At 68.5% G+C, this 16,407-nt stretch carries 20 protein-coding genes; 9 read left to right on the forward strand and 11 right to left on the reverse strand.

Translation table 11 applies throughout. From position 1 onward, the window contains the following. Window positions 1-209 precede the first annotated feature (209 nt). Complete coding sequence (locus DJ018_RS07520; protein WP_111514212.1) at window positions 210-1,361, forward strand: outer membrane beta-barrel protein; 1,152 nt, start codon at window positions 210-212, stop codon at window positions 1,359-1,361. Between the two features lie 79 nt (window positions 1,362-1,440). Here the strand turns inward: DJ018_RS07520 and DJ018_RS07525 are convergent, their stop codons facing one another. After that, complete coding sequence (locus DJ018_RS07525; protein ID WP_111514213.1) at window positions 1,441-2,280, reverse strand: alpha/beta hydrolase; 840 nt, start codon at window positions 2,278-2,280, stop codon at window positions 1,441-1,443. Between the two features lie 135 nt (window positions 2,281-2,415). Continuing rightward, the gene (locus DJ018_RS07530) at window positions 2,416-3,348 is read right to left on the reverse strand and encodes a helix-turn-helix transcriptional regulator (RefSeq protein ID WP_165842820.1); all 933 of its coding nucleotides are present in this window, start codon (window positions 3,346-3,348) and stop codon (window positions 2,416-2,418) included. Window positions 3,349-3,478: 130 nt separating this feature from the next. On the opposite strand from DJ018_RS07530, the gene DJ018_RS07535 reads away from it, so the two are divergent. After that, window positions 3,479-4,516: a sensor histidine kinase gene (locus DJ018_RS07535; RefSeq protein ID WP_165842821.1), complete on the forward strand. Its 1,038-nt coding sequence runs from the start codon at window positions 3,479-3,481 to the stop codon at window positions 4,514-4,516. A gap of 157 nt (window positions 4,517-4,673) precedes the next feature. Here DJ018_RS07535 and DJ018_RS07540 read toward each other — a convergent pair whose 3' ends face one another. From DJ018_RS07540 to DJ018_RS07565, 6 genes are all read right to left on the reverse strand, one after another. Next, window positions 4,674-5,246 (reverse strand): hypothetical protein, encoded by a 573-nt coding sequence (locus DJ018_RS07540; RefSeq protein WP_111514215.1) that lies wholly within the window; start codon window positions 5,244-5,246, stop codon window positions 4,674-4,676. A gap of 145 nt (window positions 5,247-5,391) precedes the next feature. Continuing rightward, on the reverse strand, window positions 5,392-5,865 hold the full coding sequence (locus DJ018_RS07545; RefSeq protein ID WP_165842822.1) for a GatB/YqeY domain-containing protein: 474 nt from the start codon (window positions 5,863-5,865) through the stop codon (window positions 5,392-5,394). A gap of 407 nt (window positions 5,866-6,272) precedes the next feature. Beyond that, the gene (locus tag DJ018_RS07550; protein WP_111514217.1) at window positions 6,273-7,349 is read right to left on the reverse strand and encodes an alpha/beta fold hydrolase; all 1,077 of its coding nucleotides are present in this window, start codon (window positions 7,347-7,349) and stop codon (window positions 6,273-6,275) included. A 132-nt stretch (window positions 7,350-7,481) separates the two neighbouring features. Further along, window positions 7,482-7,715 (reverse strand): hypothetical protein, encoded by a 234-nt coding sequence (locus tag DJ018_RS07555; RefSeq protein WP_111514218.1) that lies wholly within the window; start codon window positions 7,713-7,715, stop codon window positions 7,482-7,484. A gap of 308 nt (window positions 7,716-8,023) precedes the next feature. Next, window positions 8,024-8,551 carry an SLOG cluster 4 domain-containing protein gene (locus DJ018_RS07560; RefSeq protein WP_111514219.1) on the reverse strand — a complete coding sequence of 176 codons (528 nt, stop codon included), beginning with the start codon at window positions 8,549-8,551 and terminating at the stop codon, window positions 8,024-8,026. A gap of 243 nt (window positions 8,552-8,794) precedes the next feature. After that, window positions 8,795-9,148: a hypothetical protein gene (locus DJ018_RS07565; protein ID WP_133254235.1), complete on the reverse strand. Its 354-nt coding sequence runs from the start codon at window positions 9,146-9,148 to the stop codon at window positions 8,795-8,797. A gap of 145 nt (window positions 9,149-9,293) precedes the next feature. Here DJ018_RS07565 and DJ018_RS07570 point away from each other — a divergent pair, with 145 nt between their 5' ends. Next, a complete protein-coding gene (locus DJ018_RS07570; RefSeq protein WP_133254236.1) occupies window positions 9,294-9,848 on the forward strand; it encodes a hypothetical protein in 555 nt (184 codons plus the stop codon). 333 nt (window positions 9,849-10,181) lie between these two features. Here the strand turns inward: DJ018_RS07570 and DJ018_RS07575 are convergent, their stop codons facing one another. Further along, window positions 10,182-10,478 carry a hypothetical protein gene (locus DJ018_RS07575; protein ID WP_133254237.1) on the reverse strand — a complete coding sequence of 99 codons (297 nt, stop codon included), beginning with the start codon at window positions 10,476-10,478 and terminating at the stop codon, window positions 10,182-10,184. Between the two features lie 56 nt (window positions 10,479-10,534). On the opposite strand from DJ018_RS07575, the gene DJ018_RS07580 reads away from it, so the two are divergent. Beyond that, window positions 10,535-11,110, forward strand: a complete 576-nt coding sequence (locus DJ018_RS07580; protein WP_133254238.1) for a hypothetical protein — start codon at window positions 10,535-10,537, stop codon at window positions 11,108-11,110. A gap of 119 nt (window positions 11,111-11,229) precedes the next feature. Here the strand turns inward: DJ018_RS07580 and DJ018_RS07585 are convergent, their stop codons facing one another. Next, window positions 11,230-12,264 (reverse strand): SMP-30/gluconolactonase/LRE family protein, encoded by a 1,035-nt coding sequence (locus DJ018_RS07585; RefSeq protein WP_111514224.1) that lies wholly within the window; start codon window positions 12,262-12,264, stop codon window positions 11,230-11,232. Window positions 12,265-12,345: 81 nt separating this feature from the next. Next, the gene (locus tag DJ018_RS07590; protein WP_205853723.1) at window positions 12,346-12,762 is read right to left on the reverse strand and encodes a winged helix-turn-helix transcriptional regulator; all 417 of its coding nucleotides are present in this window, start codon (window positions 12,760-12,762) and stop codon (window positions 12,346-12,348) included. Window positions 12,763-12,847: 85 nt separating this feature from the next. Between DJ018_RS07590 and DJ018_RS07595 the strand changes: the two genes are divergently transcribed. The 5 genes from DJ018_RS07595 to DJ018_RS07615 all read left to right on the forward strand — a co-directional run bounded on the left by DJ018_RS07595 (window position 12,848) and on the right by DJ018_RS07615 (window position 16,369). After that, window positions 12,848-13,582: an SDR family NAD(P)-dependent oxidoreductase gene (locus DJ018_RS07595; protein WP_111514225.1), complete on the forward strand. Its 735-nt coding sequence runs from the start codon at window positions 12,848-12,850 to the stop codon at window positions 13,580-13,582. Window positions 13,583-13,631: 49 nt separating this feature from the next. Then, window positions 13,632-13,961, forward strand: a complete 330-nt coding sequence (locus tag DJ018_RS07600) for a hypothetical protein (protein ID WP_111514226.1) — start codon at window positions 13,632-13,634, stop codon at window positions 13,959-13,961. Window positions 13,962-13,986: 25 nt separating this feature from the next. Further along, the gene (locus DJ018_RS07605) at window positions 13,987-14,754 is read left to right on the forward strand and encodes a M48 family metallopeptidase (protein WP_111514227.1); all 768 of its coding nucleotides are present in this window, start codon (window positions 13,987-13,989) and stop codon (window positions 14,752-14,754) included. Beyond that, window positions 14,751-15,227: a YaiI/YqxD family protein gene (locus tag DJ018_RS07610; protein WP_111514228.1), complete on the forward strand. Its 477-nt coding sequence runs from the start codon at window positions 14,751-14,753 to the stop codon at window positions 15,225-15,227. The genes DJ018_RS07605 and DJ018_RS07610 overlap by 4 nt, the downstream gene beginning before the upstream one ends. A 71-nt stretch (window positions 15,228-15,298) precedes the next feature. Further along, the gene (locus tag DJ018_RS07615) at window positions 15,299-16,369 is read left to right on the forward strand and encodes an acyltransferase family protein (protein WP_165842823.1); all 1,071 of its coding nucleotides are present in this window, start codon (window positions 15,299-15,301) and stop codon (window positions 16,367-16,369) included. The last annotated feature ends 38 nt before the right edge of the window (window positions 16,370-16,407 follow it).

Here is a 16,407-nt window from a genome sequence, read left to right on the forward strand (position 1 = left end):
GCCCGGTTGGCAGGCATTGCAGCTCTGGTGAGCGCATCTGCCTGTTTTCCAGGCAATCTGCCCCAGGCAAGCCCACCAAATTGTGCAGCTATGCCAATTCGGCGCCCATCCGCGTCGATGTGCTGCGCGATCCGACGGAGGAGAGACTGAGCATGGCCTGGACGCCGCGGCGGGTTCGCAGCGGCTCGGCTCAAGACAGGGGAAACCAAATGCCGAAAACCAGCCTCTTCATCTCCGCGGCTTTCGCCGCAACACTCGCGATCGCCGGCGGCGCGGCGGCCGACCCCCTGGCTTCGCCCAGCATGAGCGGACCGCCCGCGGCGAACCCGTCGCCGACGAGCTTCGACGCCGGACCGTTCGGCCAGGTCTACATCGGCGGGGTGGCGACGGGCCTGGGCCTGGCGCAGAACAATCCGGCGCCGGGTGATGACGACGCCCGCGGCGATGTCAGCAACGCCCAGCTCTTCATCCAGACCACCGAAGGACCGGTGCAGTTCTTCGTCCAGGCGGGGACCTACTCGATCCCCTCGCTCGGCCTGCCCTACGCCGACGCCTCCACGGTGACCGAAGGCACCTTCGGGGCCGTGCCGGTCGCCTATGTGAAGCTGGTCCCCAACGAGCAGATCTCCATCCTCGCCGGCAAGCTGCCGACTCTGGTGGGCGCCGAGTACACCTTCACCTTCCAGAACATGAACATCGCCCGCGGCCTGCTGTGGAACCAGGAGCCCGCCGTGAGCCGCGGCGTCCAGGTCAACTACGCCAGCGGACCGGTCAGCGCCTCGGTGTCGTGGAACGACGGCTACTACTCCGACCGGGCCAACTGGGTGTCGGCGGCGGTCAGCTACACGGCCTCACCCTCGGACGTGATCAGCGTGATCGGCGCCACCAGCCTGTCGACCAACACCCGGGCGAGCTTCGCGACGCCGCCGCTCCAGAACAACAGCTCGATCTTCAACGTGATCTGGACCCACACCTCGGGCGGGCTCACCATCGTGCCCTACCTCCAGTACAGCCAGGTCGAGGCCGACGAGGAGCTCGGCATCACGGACGAAGGCTCGACCCTGGGCGCGGCCGTCCTAGCCAAATACGCCGTGACGCCCGAGTTCAGCCTCGCCGCCCGCGCCGAGTACATCAGCTCGTCGGGCGACGCCGCCTCGGGCGCGCCCAACCTGCTCTACGGCGCCGGCAGCAAGGCCTTCTCGGCCACGGTGACCCCCACCTGGCAGAAGGGCGTCCTGTTCGTCCGCGGCGAGCTGTCCTACGTGCGCCTCAGCGACTTCGAGTCGGGGCTCGGGTTCGGCGGCGCCGGCGAGGACCGCAACCAGGTCCGCGCGATGGCCGAGGCCGGCATCCTGTTCTAGGCGCCCGCTGCACCGTCGACCTCGCCCGCCCAAGGCGCGCCGAGGTCGACGGCCTGCCTGCCCGCAGCCCTGCCGATCGCTAGGGCTGCGGCGCCGGGGCGTCAGCGAACCGCCCGGCCCCTGCGGCGACCGGCGGGCGGCCCGCCACGCTGTGCTCCACCACCCAATCCAGCGCGAAGTCCGCCACCGCTTCCCAGCCGGGCTCCAGGCAGGTCCAGTGCGAGCGGTCCGGATAAAGCTTGAACTCGGTGACCGACGCCGCCCGTTTCTGGTGCTCGTAGATCGCCCGCGTCATGCTGGCGTCGGCGATCAGGTCCTTGCCGCCGGCGATCAGCAGCAGCGGCGGCCGCACGGGGCTGTCCCAGTGGATCTTCCCGGCCCCGCCCAGCACCCCGTCCCAGTACACCTTGCCGGCGGTCGGCACGATGTAGCGGTCGTAGTGCGCGTCCTTCAGATCCTCGGGCAGCCCGTTGGCGAACCGGCGGTGGAAGAACTCCCGCGTCATGGACTTCACCTTGCCGCCGCTGAACGGATCGCCCAGCACCGGCAGGGCCGAAACGATGGCGTGCGGCGCCAGCGCCACGCCCGGCGTCGGCGCCGGATCGATCGCCACGCCCGCCGCGCCCAGCCCGCGATCCAGCAGGTGCTGCACCCACACCCCGCCCGCCGAGTGACCGATCAGGATCGGCGGCTCGGCCAGCGCTTCGATCTGGCGCATGTAGCTGTCGACGATCGCCTTAGGCCCGATCTTGGTCAGCGCCTGTCGCGGCGCGGCCCGCAGGTCCGCCGGATCGCCCTCGTCATAGGGCCAGTCGGGGGCCACCACGTGAAAGCCCCGCGCTTCGAAGCGGGCCTTCCACCCTTCCCAGCTCAGCGAATTGAGCCAGGCGCCATGGATCAGCATCACTGTCTTGGTCACGACGCCATCTCCTTCGGATGGTTTGCGGCGGGCAGGGCGCCGGCCGACGGGCGGCTCCAAATCTCGGGCCCGAGGCCGCCCGCCGTCTTGTACGAAAATGATCTCCCCGCAGCGCCGCGCGCACGCCCTCAACGATCAGCTCAGACGGTCCTGGCGCCAGCGGCCCGGCGTCGCCCCGACCATCTTGCGGAACACGCGGGTGAAGTGGCTCTGGTCGGTGAACCCGCATACCTGCGCCACCTCGGCCAGGGACGCCGCCGGCGTCAGCAGCAGGTCCTTGGCCTTGTCGATGCGGCGCCCCATCAGCCAGCGATGCGGCGGCATCTGCACGGTGCGCCGGAACGCACGGGCGAAGTGCCCGACCGACAGCCCGCAGGCGGCGGCAAGATCGCCCAGGCGCACGTCGCCGGCCAGGTTCTCCTCCATCAGCGCCTTGGCCCGCCGCTCCTGCCACCCCGCCAGCTTCGCAGCCCCGGGCGCGCGGCGCAGCCCGCCGCCATAGGTCCGCGCCACGTGCGAGGCTAGCGCCCAGCCCAGCTGGTCCAGGAACAGGGTGGTGGGCGCCCGCCGCCCGTCCAGCGCCGGCAGCAGCGACAGGGCGAGCTCGCGGATCGCCGGATCGTCCAGCGGCGCATGCGCCCGAGGCACGGCATGAGTGGGCACGGCATGAGTGGGCGCGGCATGGGTGGGCGGAGAGCCCGTCCGCGGCGCCGCCAGGTCCTCATAGAGGCTCAGCGGCATGTGGAAGATCACCTCGTCGAACGGGCTCGTCATCCGCCCGCCCAGGTCGCGCCGCAGGTCCAGGATGTTGACCCCGCCCGCCGGGGTGACCAGCGGCCGGCTGCGCGCCCCGTCCAGGCTCAGGTCGGCCACCATCGGCCGGAGCTGCACATGCACCAGCACCGCATTTTCGAACTGCGGATAGCCGGCGAACTCGTGGTCGCAGCCGCCATAGCGCACCCGGGTGATGTCCACCGCGCCGGAGCCCAGCTGCCGCGTCGCCAACCGCGGCGCGTCCGCCAACCCGTACCATTCGCCGAACTGGTTCAGGGACGTCTCGCCAGCCATGGCGCGCTCCGTGAAGGATGCCCAGGCACTATACCGCTCGGACCCCCTCCCGAACAGGAACCACCGGACGCCCTCGGCCCGGCGGCGCCGGATCTTGCCACCACTGTCGCCGTTCCGCGTTGGGAGGGGAATGGCCGGTCGCCCTGCATCCGAACACAAGCCTGAGCTGATCGGCACGGAAGTGGCCGAGCTGCTCATCGCCAACGCGCGCGAGTACGCGATCATGCGGCTCGACGACGACGGCCGCATCCTGACCTGGAGCCCCGGCGCCCAGCTGATCTTCGGGTTCTCCCCGGAGGACGCGGTCGGCGAGCTTGCGCACATCTTCTTCGTCGCCTCGGACATCGCCGCAAAGGCGCCGGAGCTCGAGCTGGAAGTCGCCCGCCGGGAAGGCCGCGCCGAGAACAGCCGCTGGCACGTCCGCAAGGACGGCGGACGCTTCTGGGGCAACGGCGTGACCATGCGCCTGAACGACGAGGCCGGCTTCGTCAAAATCCTGCGGGACGAGACGGCGTCGAAGCTCGCCGACGAACAGCGCGTCCTGCTGCTCAACGAGTTGAACCACCGTATCAAGAACACGCTCGCGACGGTGCAGTCGATCACCGAGCAGACCCTGCGCAACGCAAAGGTCGACGCCGGAACGCGCGAGAGCCTGACCAGCCGCCTCATGGCCCTGTCGGAGGCGCACGACGTCCTGGTGCAGCAGAACTGGGCCGCCGCCGACGTCCACGCCATCGTCGCCAAGGCGCTGGGCCCGCACGCCCACGGCGATGGCCGGCTGAACGCAGACGGACCGCCCCTGCGGGTCAGCCCTCAGCAGGCGGTCGCCCTGTCCCTGGCGCTGCACGAGCTGGCCACCAACGCCGTAAAGCATGGCGCCCTTTCAACGCCCGCCGGCCAGATCGCCATCACCTGGAACACCGCCCTCGACGGCGAGGGCCATCGGTACATGAACCTCCTTTGGCAGGAGACCGGCGGCCCGCCGGTCAGCCAGCCTCAGGAGACCGGCTTCGGTATGCGGCTGCTGGCCAAGACCTTCGGGCACGAGAACGGCGACGCCGCGCACGTCGACTTTTCGCCGGAGGGCCTGAGGTGCGTCCTGGACCTCAACCTCTCGTCGGCCGCCGAAACCCCCATCCTCGACGTCGACGCGGAACGTCGCCGCTAGCTGATGGGCTTGTCTGCAGTCGGCCTTCTGTTCCAGGGCAGGCATCGCGAGGCCACGCAAGTTGCACGGCGACTCTGGAGAGCCGGACCTAGGTGGGCTGGCGATGGCGGCCAGACGCTCTCGCGGCAGCTTCGCGCCAGCAGCGGGCGTAGTCCGGCTAGTGCAACAGCGCCCTTGCCGCCCGGTCTGTACCAAGCGCACTTTCAGGAGGCTTGCCGCCGACCATGGGCGGCTCGTTCTGCCAGCAGTCCTTAAGTCGCGCCTTGCTCTTCTCCCACCAGGCGTAGTTAGGACCCATCAGGTCGGTGCGACTGACCCGGTCCATCCAACTGGAACCACTCGGACCAGACAGGGTGGTGGTCGCCACGTGGAAGGTGATGCGGTTGGGAGGACTATTCGGAGGATTGATCCTGGCCGGCGGCAGGTCCGATGCCGATTGCACGACTTCGGACAGCGCGGCGCACGTCCGGCCGTCCACCCATTGATGCTTCACCGTGTTGGCGCGCCCCCGGGTGACCATTTCCCGCCGCTCCAAGATGAAGAAGAACGCCCCGCCTTTGTTGGTGACGCGCGTCACCAAGGCCACATCCGTCCGATCGAGACCCGGCGACAGGCTGCTTTGGGTCAAGGTGAGCCAAAGCCAGGCATTGTGTCCGTCCTGCGTTGCGGCCGGCCCAGCCGCCAGAAGCGCGGCAGCAAAGCCTAGGGCGCCGACCTGGGTCGCTCTCATCACCAGCCTCCACCTGCCGCCTTGTGGCAGTTCCGTGAGGACCGACCGTGCTGTCAACGGCCTCGCGAGGGCTGCTGCGCGCCGGGAGCGGACATCGGGACCCGCACGATGGCTGGGCTTAGCTCCCGATGGCGGGCCCCCTTATTCAACCCCTGGCCAACGCGCTGGCTGCCTTGCCGTCATACCGCCCGCCGAAGCTCGTCTTCAGGTGGGCCATGATGGTCCCGACGTTGGCGTCGGGGTTCTGGGCCCGGAAATCTTCGATGGCCTGGCGCAGTTCCGATTCCGTCATCTGCTTCGGGCCATAAGAGGAAAGGATCGCCAGTTCGGTTTCAGCGGCCTTGATGCGCTGGTCGACCTTGGACGCATCGCTGCCGGCTTCGACCAGACGCGCGCGCTCGCTCGCGAGGTTCTCCAGCGTAAGTCTCGTATTCTTCAGGAACTTCGCGACAGTTGCGGCGACCTTTTCATCAGTGACTTCCGTCACGCCGCGCTTGAACTCTTCGGTCGTGATCTGCGTCGCTTCGCCGATCAGCGTGGTGAGCAGGTCAGCCTTCAGACGATCGTTCAACTTGCGGGCCGCCAGTTGGTCAGCCCTGAGCTCGTCGAGCAATGCCATGTCGCCGTCCTTCAATTCACTCTGCTCGGCAGTTCTCTAGTGGGAGCCGAGACCGCCGTTCAAGCGGGATCGCGCCGCAGGACCACCGCAACAGGCGCCAGCAATATCCCATGTGCGCGTTCCGTCAGTCGTGCGCCAGGAGCAGACATCGGTCTCCTGCGCAGAAGCGGACATTAAAGTCCCTCATGCGCTGCCGTGAGCTCCGCAAGGCATACCAGCTTGGCGTCACCGCACGCCCTGCACCGCCGGGCTATTCACCGGCCGAGGCCTAGAATGGCGGCGGCCTCGTTCTATGGTCTTCTACGCCAACAAGCAGCTGCCCTTCCGTCGCCATCTGGCGTGGCGGCCGCGGCCGCATCGGACGGCCGTTCTGCTGGCCGTCCTCAAGCGGTGACCATGGCGCGCGCTCAGGCCGGCAGAGACTCGGCAACCCGCCGCGGCTCCCGCTCGGGGCGACGTTCGCCGCCAAGGCCCGGCTCAAACGCAATCTGGCGCAGGAAGCCTAGGATGGCTTGGGCGACAACCTGCGGCTCGGTGTGGTGCAACATGTGGCCGGCGCCCTCGATCACCTGGATCTCGCCGCCAAGCAGTTCGCGGGCCAACCGCCGGGATTGATGCTCGCAGCTGACGATCTTGTCGCCGTCGCCGCTCATCACCAGAACCGGGCCCACCACCGCCGTCAGTTGCGGCGCCAGCTTGCCGGCCTCCAGCGGCATCATGGCCGTGTCGGCGGCCGTCGCCCGTAGCTGCGAAGGCCGCAGCGACATGTTGGACGCAAAACCCTGCCGGAAGTGCTCCGCAACCTTGGCGGGAGAGAACATCTGCTTGAATATGAGCGGCATCATCAGCCGCCCAAGAAGGGGGGACGCCGTGAACCGCATCACGTCGCCCAGCCCAGGGATAGCGGGAGCCCCCAGCAGGGGTGCATCGATGCGCGCCGTCGGCCAGTAGTAGCCCGACATCAGCACCAGCCCGCGGATCCGTTCCGGCGCGGCCAGCTGCGCCTGCAGGGCGACGAGCGTTCCCCAGGAGTGGGCAACAAGAACCGCCTCTCCAGCGTTCAGAACGGTCATCGCCTCGAGGAGCAGCCGTGCCTGGGCTTCCGCCGTCCACGGACGGTTCCGCGGCCGTTCGCTGTAGCCGAAACCCGGCCGATCGAAGGCGATGACGCGGTAGCGTTGCGCCAGCGCGTCGACCAGGCCGGAGAGCACGTAGTCCTCCGAACTGACCCCGTTCCCGTGGACCAGAACCAGCGTCGGCCCTTGTCCGCGCTCCTGGTAATGCAGGCGAACCCCGTCCACGGTCACAAAACGGCCCGCCGGCGGTCTGCGCCGTTCCGTCCGCTTGGCCGCCAGGTGATTTCCGACCGCAGCTGCGATCAATGCCCCGATGGCGACGGCGGCGAACCCGGCCTTGAGCGGGAGCGCGCCGGTGGCGCGCGATGTCTTGCCGCCGGCCGATAGCCTGGCAGTGAGCTGGTTCATGAGATCTTCTTGGAATGTGAGGACGCACGGCGACCTCTTCGGCATGATCAACATTGTGCAGCGCAACATCGTTCCGCAGCGAGTCGATCGAAGACCTAATTGCCCGACGCATTGGACGCGGTGCGTTCGCGCCTACCCCTGCTCATCATGGCTGCGGTCCGCTTCGCTGGCTTCGGTCGCGAGTTCGCTCGTCACAGCTCGCCGGTGTCGCCGGGCAGCTCGCTTGTAGGCGACAAAGCCGGCCACCATGGACAACAAGACGATCGCCGCAACGAAGATGGGAAAGTCAGCGAGTTCGTAGCTGTAGAACCGAAGAACGCCGTAGCTCACGCCGAAGGCGACCGCTCCGACGGACACGCCGGCCATGAGCGATCCGCCCGTGGGTTTGGGCGCATAGGTCTCTGCTCGGATCGACGCTCGTTTGCGTGCGCTGTCAGGTGCCATGGATTGCCGTAGCATCTGGCGACCGGCTTGCAGAGCGCCGTTGACGCTCGGCAAAGGCCTACGTTCTGATGTTCATGCCGGCCGCCTTCGGAACGTCAGCGTTCGCCGCCGGTAAAAATCCGCTCTCCGGATCGATCTTGATGTCCGCTTCGCGCCAGCAGCGGACGTTGGCTCCCGTCAGCAAAGTGGACCTCCGGCATCTGTCCTAACGTGTATCGACCTGCTGAACTTTAGGACTGCAGACCCAATGAACGGAGGCCCGCTTCGAGATCTGTCACGCTGGCCCAAGGTACAATTGGAGCGAGGTCCCGATCATCCGGCGGGTTGTCCTGCAGCCCATCGGACCAACCACCATGGCTAATAAGCGGCAGAAGGGGGCGACGATGGAGCCAGGCAAGGCAAACCTCAGAAATCGTCCCCGCACGCCCGCCAATGACGAGGCATGCGTCTGCCGATAGCGCCATGATCAGGTTCCGGGCGTCGCCCATACCGCATGGGATCAGGACCGAGCATGGCCAGTCGGCCACATCGATCTGGTCGTGCGGAACGACGCTCACGACACGACCGCCGGCGGCTAGCGCCCGCTCGGCCGCGACCCGCGTCGCGGGGCTGCCGCAACCGCTGACGACGGTGTAGCCAAGCTGCGCAAGTTTCTCGCCAGCAAGCGCGGCCTGTTCGAACGCCGAAGTCCCCGGATCGGCGCTGCCGAGCACGCTGATTTGGAATCCGTGGCGGCGGAGGGGAGCTTGTTTGTTCATCCAATGCCAATCTGCAAGTCGTGCCGAGTTGCCGCCTCGCTAAAACAAGCTTGGCACTCTGGACATAGCCGCTGAGCAGGAACTGGCTTGGCCCTGTTGCTGGCTCTACGAGGTCGGAACTTGCAAGCCGGCTTCGCGCCCGAAGCAGACACCCGCCTAGGGGCCGAAAGCGGACATTGAGGACGACTGGTGGACGCCCTCACCCACCCCGCTGAACGTCAGCGTTGGGTGGGCGGCGGACGCCTACGTTTCCCAGGGCCAGAAGAACCTGACAAAAACGAGAACGCCGAAGGTGATGAGTATTGCCGCCACGAGTTGCGTCTGTTGGCGGATCTTGCGCTGCAGGCCTTTCGGCAGATCGTGCTGCGGGCCATTTTTGAGCTCACGGAGCGGATCCGTGTCGAGTGTCACGGCGGGCAGATCGAAGCGCGGATCGCGGCGGAGGTCGCTGTTCCGCTCGCGCAAACGTTGCGCCTCATCCCAGATGAGCTTCTCCAGCACCTGCCACCCGGCGGCTAGGCAAAGGAGAAGAGCCAGAAGCAAGCCTTGCAAGATGGTGGTGAGCGTCAAACCGCCTCCCGCGCTCCAGTCGGCCAACTAGAAGCCATCCGCTTGTTGATGCAACTAGGCGGTATTCAAGAACGTCCGAGATGGGTGGGGAGCGGACCTCAGCGCCCGCTGGACGAGAGGCGAGGCTTCGCGGACAGTGCAGAGAATGGTTGCACTTCGCCTTGCAAGTATCGTGGCGGTGTTGCTCGCGGCAGCTCTCCCCGCGAGCGCGCAGGAGGGGGCGCATCCCCGGTTCGCACTAAACCAAGTCGGCGGTGGCCTTGGGATTTGGATCGAGCAGATCGTGCTGTTCAACGAGGTTCAGCTGTCCATCCGCCACCCCTCGTTCTGGATCGTTGAAAGCCACACCGTTGAGACTCGTCTCGACGGAGGTGCTGTGGCGCATCAATGGATCGATAGCCGAGCCTGTCCGGCGCTGGTGATCGCGCTTAGGGCCAGACCGCGCATTACCAATCCGGCCGCGACCCTCCCGGACGATTTCGTCCTGAATGTACCGCCTTCCGACACGCCGAAGACAACTCTGGCCGAACCCGCGTCGCCGCTAACGGCGGACGGCTGGCGAACTCCCGTGCTGCGAAGCGACTACGATGGTGAGGTCGCGGCTTGGTGGTGGTTGACCCGCAAGTCCCTGGAACCGTGCTGGCGTACTCAGCTCACCGCGATGGGTGAGCAACGGCACAAGCCTCAGCTGGCCACTGCCAACAGCCGTGCCAAGTGGACCTTTTGACGGCTCGGCTTCCGAACGCCGTTAGATTCAGTGGGCCGACGTCAGTCTCAACGTCCGCCATGGGTCGGCAGCGGACGTTCAACGCGGCCCCAGAGCGGACACTTCCCGCGGCAGCTTCGATCGGAAAGCGCACGGTAGACAGGGTCCGCAACCGGATACGCCTCACGCTGGCCGACGAGCGCGCCAGTGACAGCCAAGCAGCCTTGCGAGCGGCAACGAAGTGGTTGGCTAGTCGCGGGTGCGCAGCTCGGTAGATCGCCAAGCTCAGCCGACGTCTCACTTGCGCCAGATACAGACGCCCTTGGAGCAGACCTTCCCAGGTCAACCTACAAGTCACTTCCCCTCCGGCCATGGCGCGTCCAGGCGCTCGTGCCAGTACATGCCGGGGGCTTTGGCCTGGAACTCGGTAAAGCCCAGGCAGCCGATGCGGCGGCAGCGGGTCTTGCGGTTCCAGAGGCTGAACCGGGGGCCCTTGATCCGCACCACCAGGCGCAGGTTCACGCGCATCAGCAGGCCGCAGGTCGTGCACTTCGACTGAACGTCCCATCCCTGCTGGAGCATCTGGTCGACCGTTTCGCACTTGAAGCGCCGATAGCGCATCGGCACGCGGTCCGGGTTCGGGCGTCCCACGGGTAAGCTGCACTCAAAATTTGACTTCGGGCCGGCCTGATGTTCTCTTTTTGTTCATGTCTGCGCAAGCGGAAATGGCGGAGCGGCATGGCCGCATGTTGGGGCGGCTGGCCGAGCTGGGCATGAGCCTGGCCGAGCGGCTGCACGAGGACGCCCTGGCTGCCGAAACGCCCAAGGAGACCGCCGACGCGGCGCGGGCCTTCCACACCGCTTCCCGCTCCGTGCGCCAGAGCCTGGCGCTGGAGGCGCGCCTGCACCGCGAGGCCCAGCCCGCCCTGCACGCCGAGCGCGAGCGCGCCGAGAAAGACCGGGCCGAGCGCCTGCAGGCGCGGCGCCGCGCCGTGTACGACGCCGGCCTGCGGCTGATCTGGACCGAGGTCGAGCCTTGCGAAGAGGAAGAGGCCGACTGGACCGAAGCCTTGCGCGAGCTGATCGACGACCTGGCTGCCAAGCCCGGCTTCGCCGACGCGCCGCTGGAGCTGGTCATGGCCCACCTGCGCGAAGGGCTCGACCTCCAAGCGCCCGCCCCCGAGGCGCCGGACGATGCTGATCCGGACGGTCCTGACTTAGCCGAGGGCGAGCCGAACGCCCCCTCGGCGCGGGCCGACCCCGGCTGGCGCGGCAATGGCTGAGCCCAGGCCGCGCCCTTCGCCGCCCGAGCTTTCGTCCTTCAACCCTTGACCCATGCCCCAGACCGCTTTCCCCGGCCCGCCCTGCGAGGCGCCGGGCGCCGGCGCATGGGCTGGAGGCGTTAGCCGGCCCGCTCTTCGGCCCGCCACAGCTCGGTGGTGATGGCCGGGCCGGCCTCCGGCTTGAACCACATGTTGTCCTGGATGTGCGAGGTGGTGACGTAGATCGCCCCGTCCGGCCCCTGGGCGAAGCTGTCGGGCCAGCGCAGCCGCTCGTCCTGCACAAAGGTGCGGACCTCGCCGGACGGCTCGCGGACCTTGACCGCGTTCTCCTCGACGGCGGACATGAACAGCCGGCCTTCGGCGTCCATCCAGTAGCCGTCGGAGACGCCGATCTCGGCCAGCTTCTCCACCCGCGCGCCCACCGCCTCGTCGGACAGGCTGGCGTCGTCCAGCGCCTCGGTGGCGATGCGGTAGACGGTGCGGCCGGTCAGGGCCTGGAAGATCACGAAGGCGCCGTCGGGGGTGACCTCGATGCTGTCGGCGGCGAACTCGGCGCCGCGGCCGTCAGGGCGGCGCAGCTCCTTGCCGTCGGTCTTCACCACCACGTCCTTTTCCGGCTGGGTGCTGGGGTGGCCGTCGAGCACCCGGCGGGCCTGGCCGCTCTCCAGGTCGACGACCAGCAGGGCGCCCTTGGCGCCGGAGTCGGTCATGTAGGCGGTGCGGCCGTTGGGGTGGAAGCGCACGTCGTTGAGGTAGCTGCCCTGCGGCGCCAGCTCCAGGTCGAAGGCGATGGTCTGGACCGCCTGGTTGGTGGCCAGGTCGATGCGGACCAGCTTCGCGCCGCCCTCGATCACCTGCTGTTGGCCGGGCGCGGCGGGGTCCAGAACCCACAGGCTGCCGCGGCCGTCGCAGACCACCGACTGGACGCAGACGAAGTGGTCCTCGGCCGACAGCTCGTTCTTGCGGGCGTTGCGCCACTCGTTCCAGCGGGCGTCGGGGAAGGGCTTCAGCCCGCCGTCCACCACCTCAGCGACTGAGATGGGCGAGTCCTCCGTCCAGCGGGGGAAGTTGACGAAGATCCGGCCGGTCTCGCTGACGGCCACGCCGGTGACCTGATGTTCGAACTGGGCGACGAGCGAAAGCTCCGCGGGCATGGCGATGTCCTTGATCGGGCGAGGGGTGTCGATGGCTGCAAACCGCCCGTCGCCCCGCCGCGTTCCGCCACGCTCGCGCTGTCAGGCCGGCCCGCGCTTCCAGCTGTCCCGTTCGGCGTAGACGCGGGCGACCTCGGCCATGTTCTCCGTGCCCCAGGTGCAGAGCGGCACCAGGGCCTGGGCCAGGCTGTGGCCCAGGGGGGTCAGGCTGTAGTCCACCCGCGGCGGCACCTCCTTGTAGTCGGTGCGCTTCACCAGCTCGTCGGCCTCCAGCTCTTTGAGCTGCTGGATCAGGACCTTGTCGCTGACGTCGCGGATCGCGCGCCGCAGCTCGCCGTACCGGGTCGGGCCGCCTTGGGCCAGGAAGTAGAGGATCAGCGGCTTCCACTTGCCAGCGATCAGCCGAAGCGTGGCGTCCAGCCCGCAGGTGAACCCGGGCAGGGTGGGGGTGCAGGCCTGGGTCTGCGGCGGGAGGGTGTCTTGCAGCTCTGACGACATTTTTGGGTACTTACCAAAAGGTGCATACTTGTCGCTAGGTGTGTCCGCCGCCAGCTGAATGCAACCTCAGCCATAGGAGCACATCATGAAGAGGTTGGACGGCAAGACGGCGGTGGTGACCGGCGGCGGCAGCGGGATCGGCCTTGGGGCCGCCAAGCGGTTCGTCGAGGAAGGCGCCTTCGTCTACATCTTCGGCCGACGCCAGGCGGCGCTGGACGCGGCGCTGGCCGAACTCGGCCCGAACGCCCGGGCGGTGGCCGGCTCGGTGACGGACCTGGCCGATCTCGACCGGCTCTACGAGACGGTGAAGGCCGAGCGCGGCTCGGTGGACGTCGTGTTCGCCAACGCCGGCACCGGCAGCTTCGCGCCCCTGGGCGAGATCACGCCCGAGCACTTCGACGAGACCTTCGACGCCAACGTTCGGGGGCTGGTGTTCACCGTGCAAAAGGCCCTGCCGCTGATGGGGCAGGGCGGCTCGATCATCCTGACCGGCTCGACCACCGGGGTGATGGGCACGCCGGCCTTCAGCATCTACAGCGCCACCAAGGCGGCGGTCCGCAACCTGGCCCGCAGCTGGGCGCTGGACCTGCAGGGCACCGGCATCCGGGTGAACGTGCTCTCGCCCGGCCCCACGCGCACCGACCTTGCGGTGGGCGTCGTGGGCGAGGAGGCGATGGAGGCGCTGGGCGCCACCACCCCCATCGGGCGCATCGGCGAGCCGTCGGAGACCGGCGCGGTGGCGGCCTTCCTGGCCTCCGCCGACAGCAGCTTCATGACCGGCGGCGAGGTGTTCGTGGACGGCGGCATGGCCCAGGTCTGAGGCCGGCAGGGGGTGGCCCGGGCCGGCGGTCCGGGCTAACTCCCCTTCCATGTCCCGTTCCAAGCACACCGAAGAGTTCGAGATCGAGGTCGACGGCGAGACCTATGTCTGGCGCCTCCAGCGCAAACCCAAGTGGTCCAGCGACCCGGCGGAGCGGCACGGCATGGGCATCGGCGTCCGCCACAAGGAAGGCCAGCGCGAGGCGGTGCTGGAGTTCCCTGTGGGACCGCAGCCGAGGTTCGGCGCGCCGCAGCTGCGGGCCTCGCAGATCCAGCCGGAGCTGGTGGAGCGGGCCATCGGCTCGGCCATCGCCGCAGGCTGGGAGCCGCTGTCACGGGGCAAGACCGTGATCATCGTGGTGGACGAGACCGGCGGCTGACCGCCGGGGCTCCTATATCTGCCGCATGCGCATCCTAACCTCCGATCCCCTGCGTCGGGTTCTGCTGGGCGCCCTGGCCGCCTTGACCCTCGCCGGGTGCAGCGACAACGCCATGACCGGGCGCCGCCAGCTGGCGTTCGTGTCAGACGAGCAGCTGGCCCAGATGGCCGACCAGCCCTGGGCCGAGCTGCGCGCGCAGACCCCGGTGCTGCGCGATCCCGCGGCGCGGGCGCGGGTGGTGCGGGTGATGGAGCCGATCATTCAGGCCACCGGCCGAACCGACCTGGCCTGGGACGTGGTGGTGTTCGACAGCCCCGAGGTGAACGCCTTCGTGTTGCCCAACGGCAAGGTCGGCGTCTTCCGCGGTCTACTCGAGCTGGTGGGCAGCGACGACGAGCTGGCCGCTGTGCTGGGTCACGAGGCGGCGCACATCCTGGCGCGGCACCCGGCCGAGCGGGTGAGCCACCAGCTGGCCACCCAGGCTGGCGTGACGCTGGCCCAGTTGGTGTTCGGCGGCGAGAACGGCGAGAACGCCGAGATGGTCGCGGGCGTGCTGGGGCTCGGGGCCACCTACGGCGTCTTGCTGCCCTACTCGCGCTCGCACGAGCTGGAAGCCGACCGGCTCGGCGTCGAGCTGATGCGCAAAGCCGGGTTCGAGCCGCAGGCGGCGGTGCGCTTCTGGGAGCGCATGATCGCCCGCCAGGCCCGGCAGGGCGCGCCTCCCGAGGCGCTGTCCACCCATCCCGGCGACGAGCGGCGGCTGTCCGAGCTGCGCAAGGCGGTCGCGGCGTGAGCGTGCTCTACATCGACGCCGACGCCTGTCCGGTGAAGGACGAGGTCTACAAGGTGGCCGCCCGCTACGGCATTGCGGTGTTCGTGGTCTGCAACAGCTGGATCCGCACGCCGCAGAGCCCGAAGATCCAGCTGGTGGTCGTGGACGAGGGGCCCGATGTGGCCGACGACTGGATCGCCGAGCGCGCGGGACCGGGCGACATCGTGATCACCGCCGACATCCCGTTGGCTGGCCGGGCGCTGGAGGGCGGAGCTCAGGCGCTGCATCCCACCGGTCGGGTCTTCTCGCCCGACAACATCGGCGGCGCGCTCGCCGGCCGCGCGATCGGCGAGCACTTGCGCTCCATGGGCGAGGTGACCAGCGGCCCGCCGCCGTTCAGCAACGCCGACCGCTCGAAGTTCCTGCAGGCGCTCGACGCTGCGGTGGTGAAGGCTCGACGCGCGCCCCCCAAGCCGCCGCCGCGCCCGGTCTGACTTCGTTGTGGTAAGCGGCGCCCGTAGCCGCCTCCATTTCTCACATGTCTGTGATGTGCTACGGGGCGAGGATGTCCACGGCCTCGCCGCGCCCGACCCTGATCACGGTCCAGTACCTCCGCGCCGCGGCGGCGCTGATGGTGCTGCTGCACCACGCGCGCAATCCCAAGCCCTGGCTGTTCGACCCGATGGTGGGCTGGAACTTCACCTTCGGGGTGGAGATCTTCTTCGTCATCAGCGGCTTCATCATGTACGCGGCGGCTCGCCACGAGGCGCCGGTCGAGTTCGTGCGTCGGCGGCTGATCCGGGTGGTCCCGCTCTACTGGATCGCCACCCTGACCCTGGTGGTCTGGGGCGTCTTTCGCGAGTGGCCGGCCCCGGACGGCGGCCACCTCTTGGCGTCGCTGCTGATGGTGGCGCACGAGGATCCGCAGCATCCCGGCCTCGCCTGGCCGGTGCTCATCCCCGGCTGGACGCTGAACTACGAGGTGTTCTTCTACGGGGTGTTCGCGGTGGGGCTGGCCCTTAGGCGCGTCACGTTGGTGAGCGCGGGCGTGCTGCTGGCCCTCGTGGCGGCCGGCTTTGCGCTGTCGCCCGCCGACGCCGTGTTGAAGAGCTATACCAGCCCGATCCTGCTGGCCTTCCTGGCGGGCCTCGGCATCGCCTGGCTGCAGGCGCGGACCGTGTTCGATCGGGCTTGGCCGCTGGCGCCCATCGCAGGTGCGGTGCTGCTGGCCCATGCGACGCCCTGGATCGAGCTGCCCAAGCTGGCGGTGCTGGGGCTGAGCGCCCTGTTGGTCGCCGGAGCCCTGGGGCTTGAAGTGCAGGCGCGCACGCGCCCCAGCCGCGTCCTGGGCCTGCTCGGGGACGCCAGCTACGCGATTTATCTGTTCCACACCCTGGTGCTGTCGGCGGCCTCCTGGTGGGTGAAGGGGCTGCCATTGTCCGGCTGGCCGCAGTTCATCGTCGCCATGGCCGCAGGAATGGGCGCCTCCGTGGCGGCCGGCGTGGCGATCCACCTTTGGGTGGAGAAGCCGATGCTGAAGGTGCTGCTGCGGATCGGCCGTCCCCTGCGAGCACCGCCGGCCAGCCTCCCAACCGCTGCAGAGGCGCCCGCGCCGGACATCGCGAAGGCGGCTTGATCGAAATGCGGCTGGCGCCTGTCGGCGTCGCCCCACAA

It is taken from the genome of Phenylobacterium deserti, assembly GCF_003254705.1.
GTDB classification, from domain to species: Bacteria; Pseudomonadota; Alphaproteobacteria; order Caulobacterales; family Caulobacteraceae; genus Phenylobacterium; species Phenylobacterium deserti.

What these genes read in the sequence shown, in the direction of transcription:
- DJ018_RS07520 (WP_111514212.1), top strand. Translation starts at nt 210, where the DNA reads ATGCCGAAAACCAGCCTCTTCATCTCCGCGGCTTTCGCCGCAACACTC.
- DJ018_RS07530 (WP_165842820.1), bottom strand. Translation starts at nt 3,348, where the DNA reads ATGGCTGGCGAGACGTCCCTGAACCAGTTCGGCGAATGGTACGGGTTG.
- DJ018_RS07535 (WP_165842821.1), top strand. Translation starts at nt 3,479, where the DNA reads ATGGCCGGTCGCCCTGCATCCGAACACAAGCCTGAGCTGATCGGCACG.
- DJ018_RS07540 (WP_111514215.1), bottom strand. Translation starts at nt 5,246, where the DNA reads ATGAGAGCGACCCAGGTCGGCGCCCTAGGCTTTGCTGCCGCGCTTCTG.
- DJ018_RS07545 (WP_165842822.1), bottom strand. Translation starts at nt 5,865, where the DNA reads ATGGCATTGCTCGACGAGCTCAGGGCTGACCAACTGGCGGCCCGCAAG.
- DJ018_RS07550 (WP_111514217.1), bottom strand. Translation starts at nt 7,349, where the DNA reads ATGAACCAGCTCACTGCCAGGCTATCGGCCGGCGGCAAGACATCGCGC.
- DJ018_RS07555 (WP_111514218.1), bottom strand. Translation starts at nt 7,715, where the DNA reads ATGGCCGGCGTGTCCGTCGGAGCGGTCGCCTTCGGCGTGAGCTACGGC.
- DJ018_RS07560 (WP_111514219.1), bottom strand. Translation starts at nt 8,551, where the DNA reads ATGAACAAACAAGCTCCCCTCCGCCGCCACGGATTCCAAATCAGCGTG.
- DJ018_RS07580 (WP_133254238.1), top strand. Translation starts at nt 10,535, where the DNA reads ATGTCTGCGCAAGCGGAAATGGCGGAGCGGCATGGCCGCATGTTGGGG.
- DJ018_RS07585 (WP_111514224.1), bottom strand. Translation starts at nt 12,264, where the DNA reads ATGCCCGCGGAGCTTTCGCTCGTCGCCCAGTTCGAACATCAGGTCACC.
- DJ018_RS07590 (WP_205853723.1), bottom strand. Translation starts at nt 12,762, where the DNA reads ATGTCGTCAGAGCTGCAAGACACCCTCCCGCCGCAGACCCAGGCCTGC.
- DJ018_RS07595 (WP_111514225.1), top strand. Translation starts at nt 12,848, where the DNA reads ATGAAGAGGTTGGACGGCAAGACGGCGGTGGTGACCGGCGGCGGCAGC.
- DJ018_RS07600 (WP_111514226.1), top strand. Translation starts at nt 13,632, where the DNA reads ATGTCCCGTTCCAAGCACACCGAAGAGTTCGAGATCGAGGTCGACGGC.
- DJ018_RS07605 (WP_111514227.1), top strand. Translation starts at nt 13,987, where the DNA reads ATGCGCATCCTAACCTCCGATCCCCTGCGTCGGGTTCTGCTGGGCGCC.
- DJ018_RS07615 (WP_165842823.1), top strand. Translation starts at nt 15,299, where the DNA reads ATGTCCACGGCCTCGCCGCGCCCGACCCTGATCACGGTCCAGTACCTC.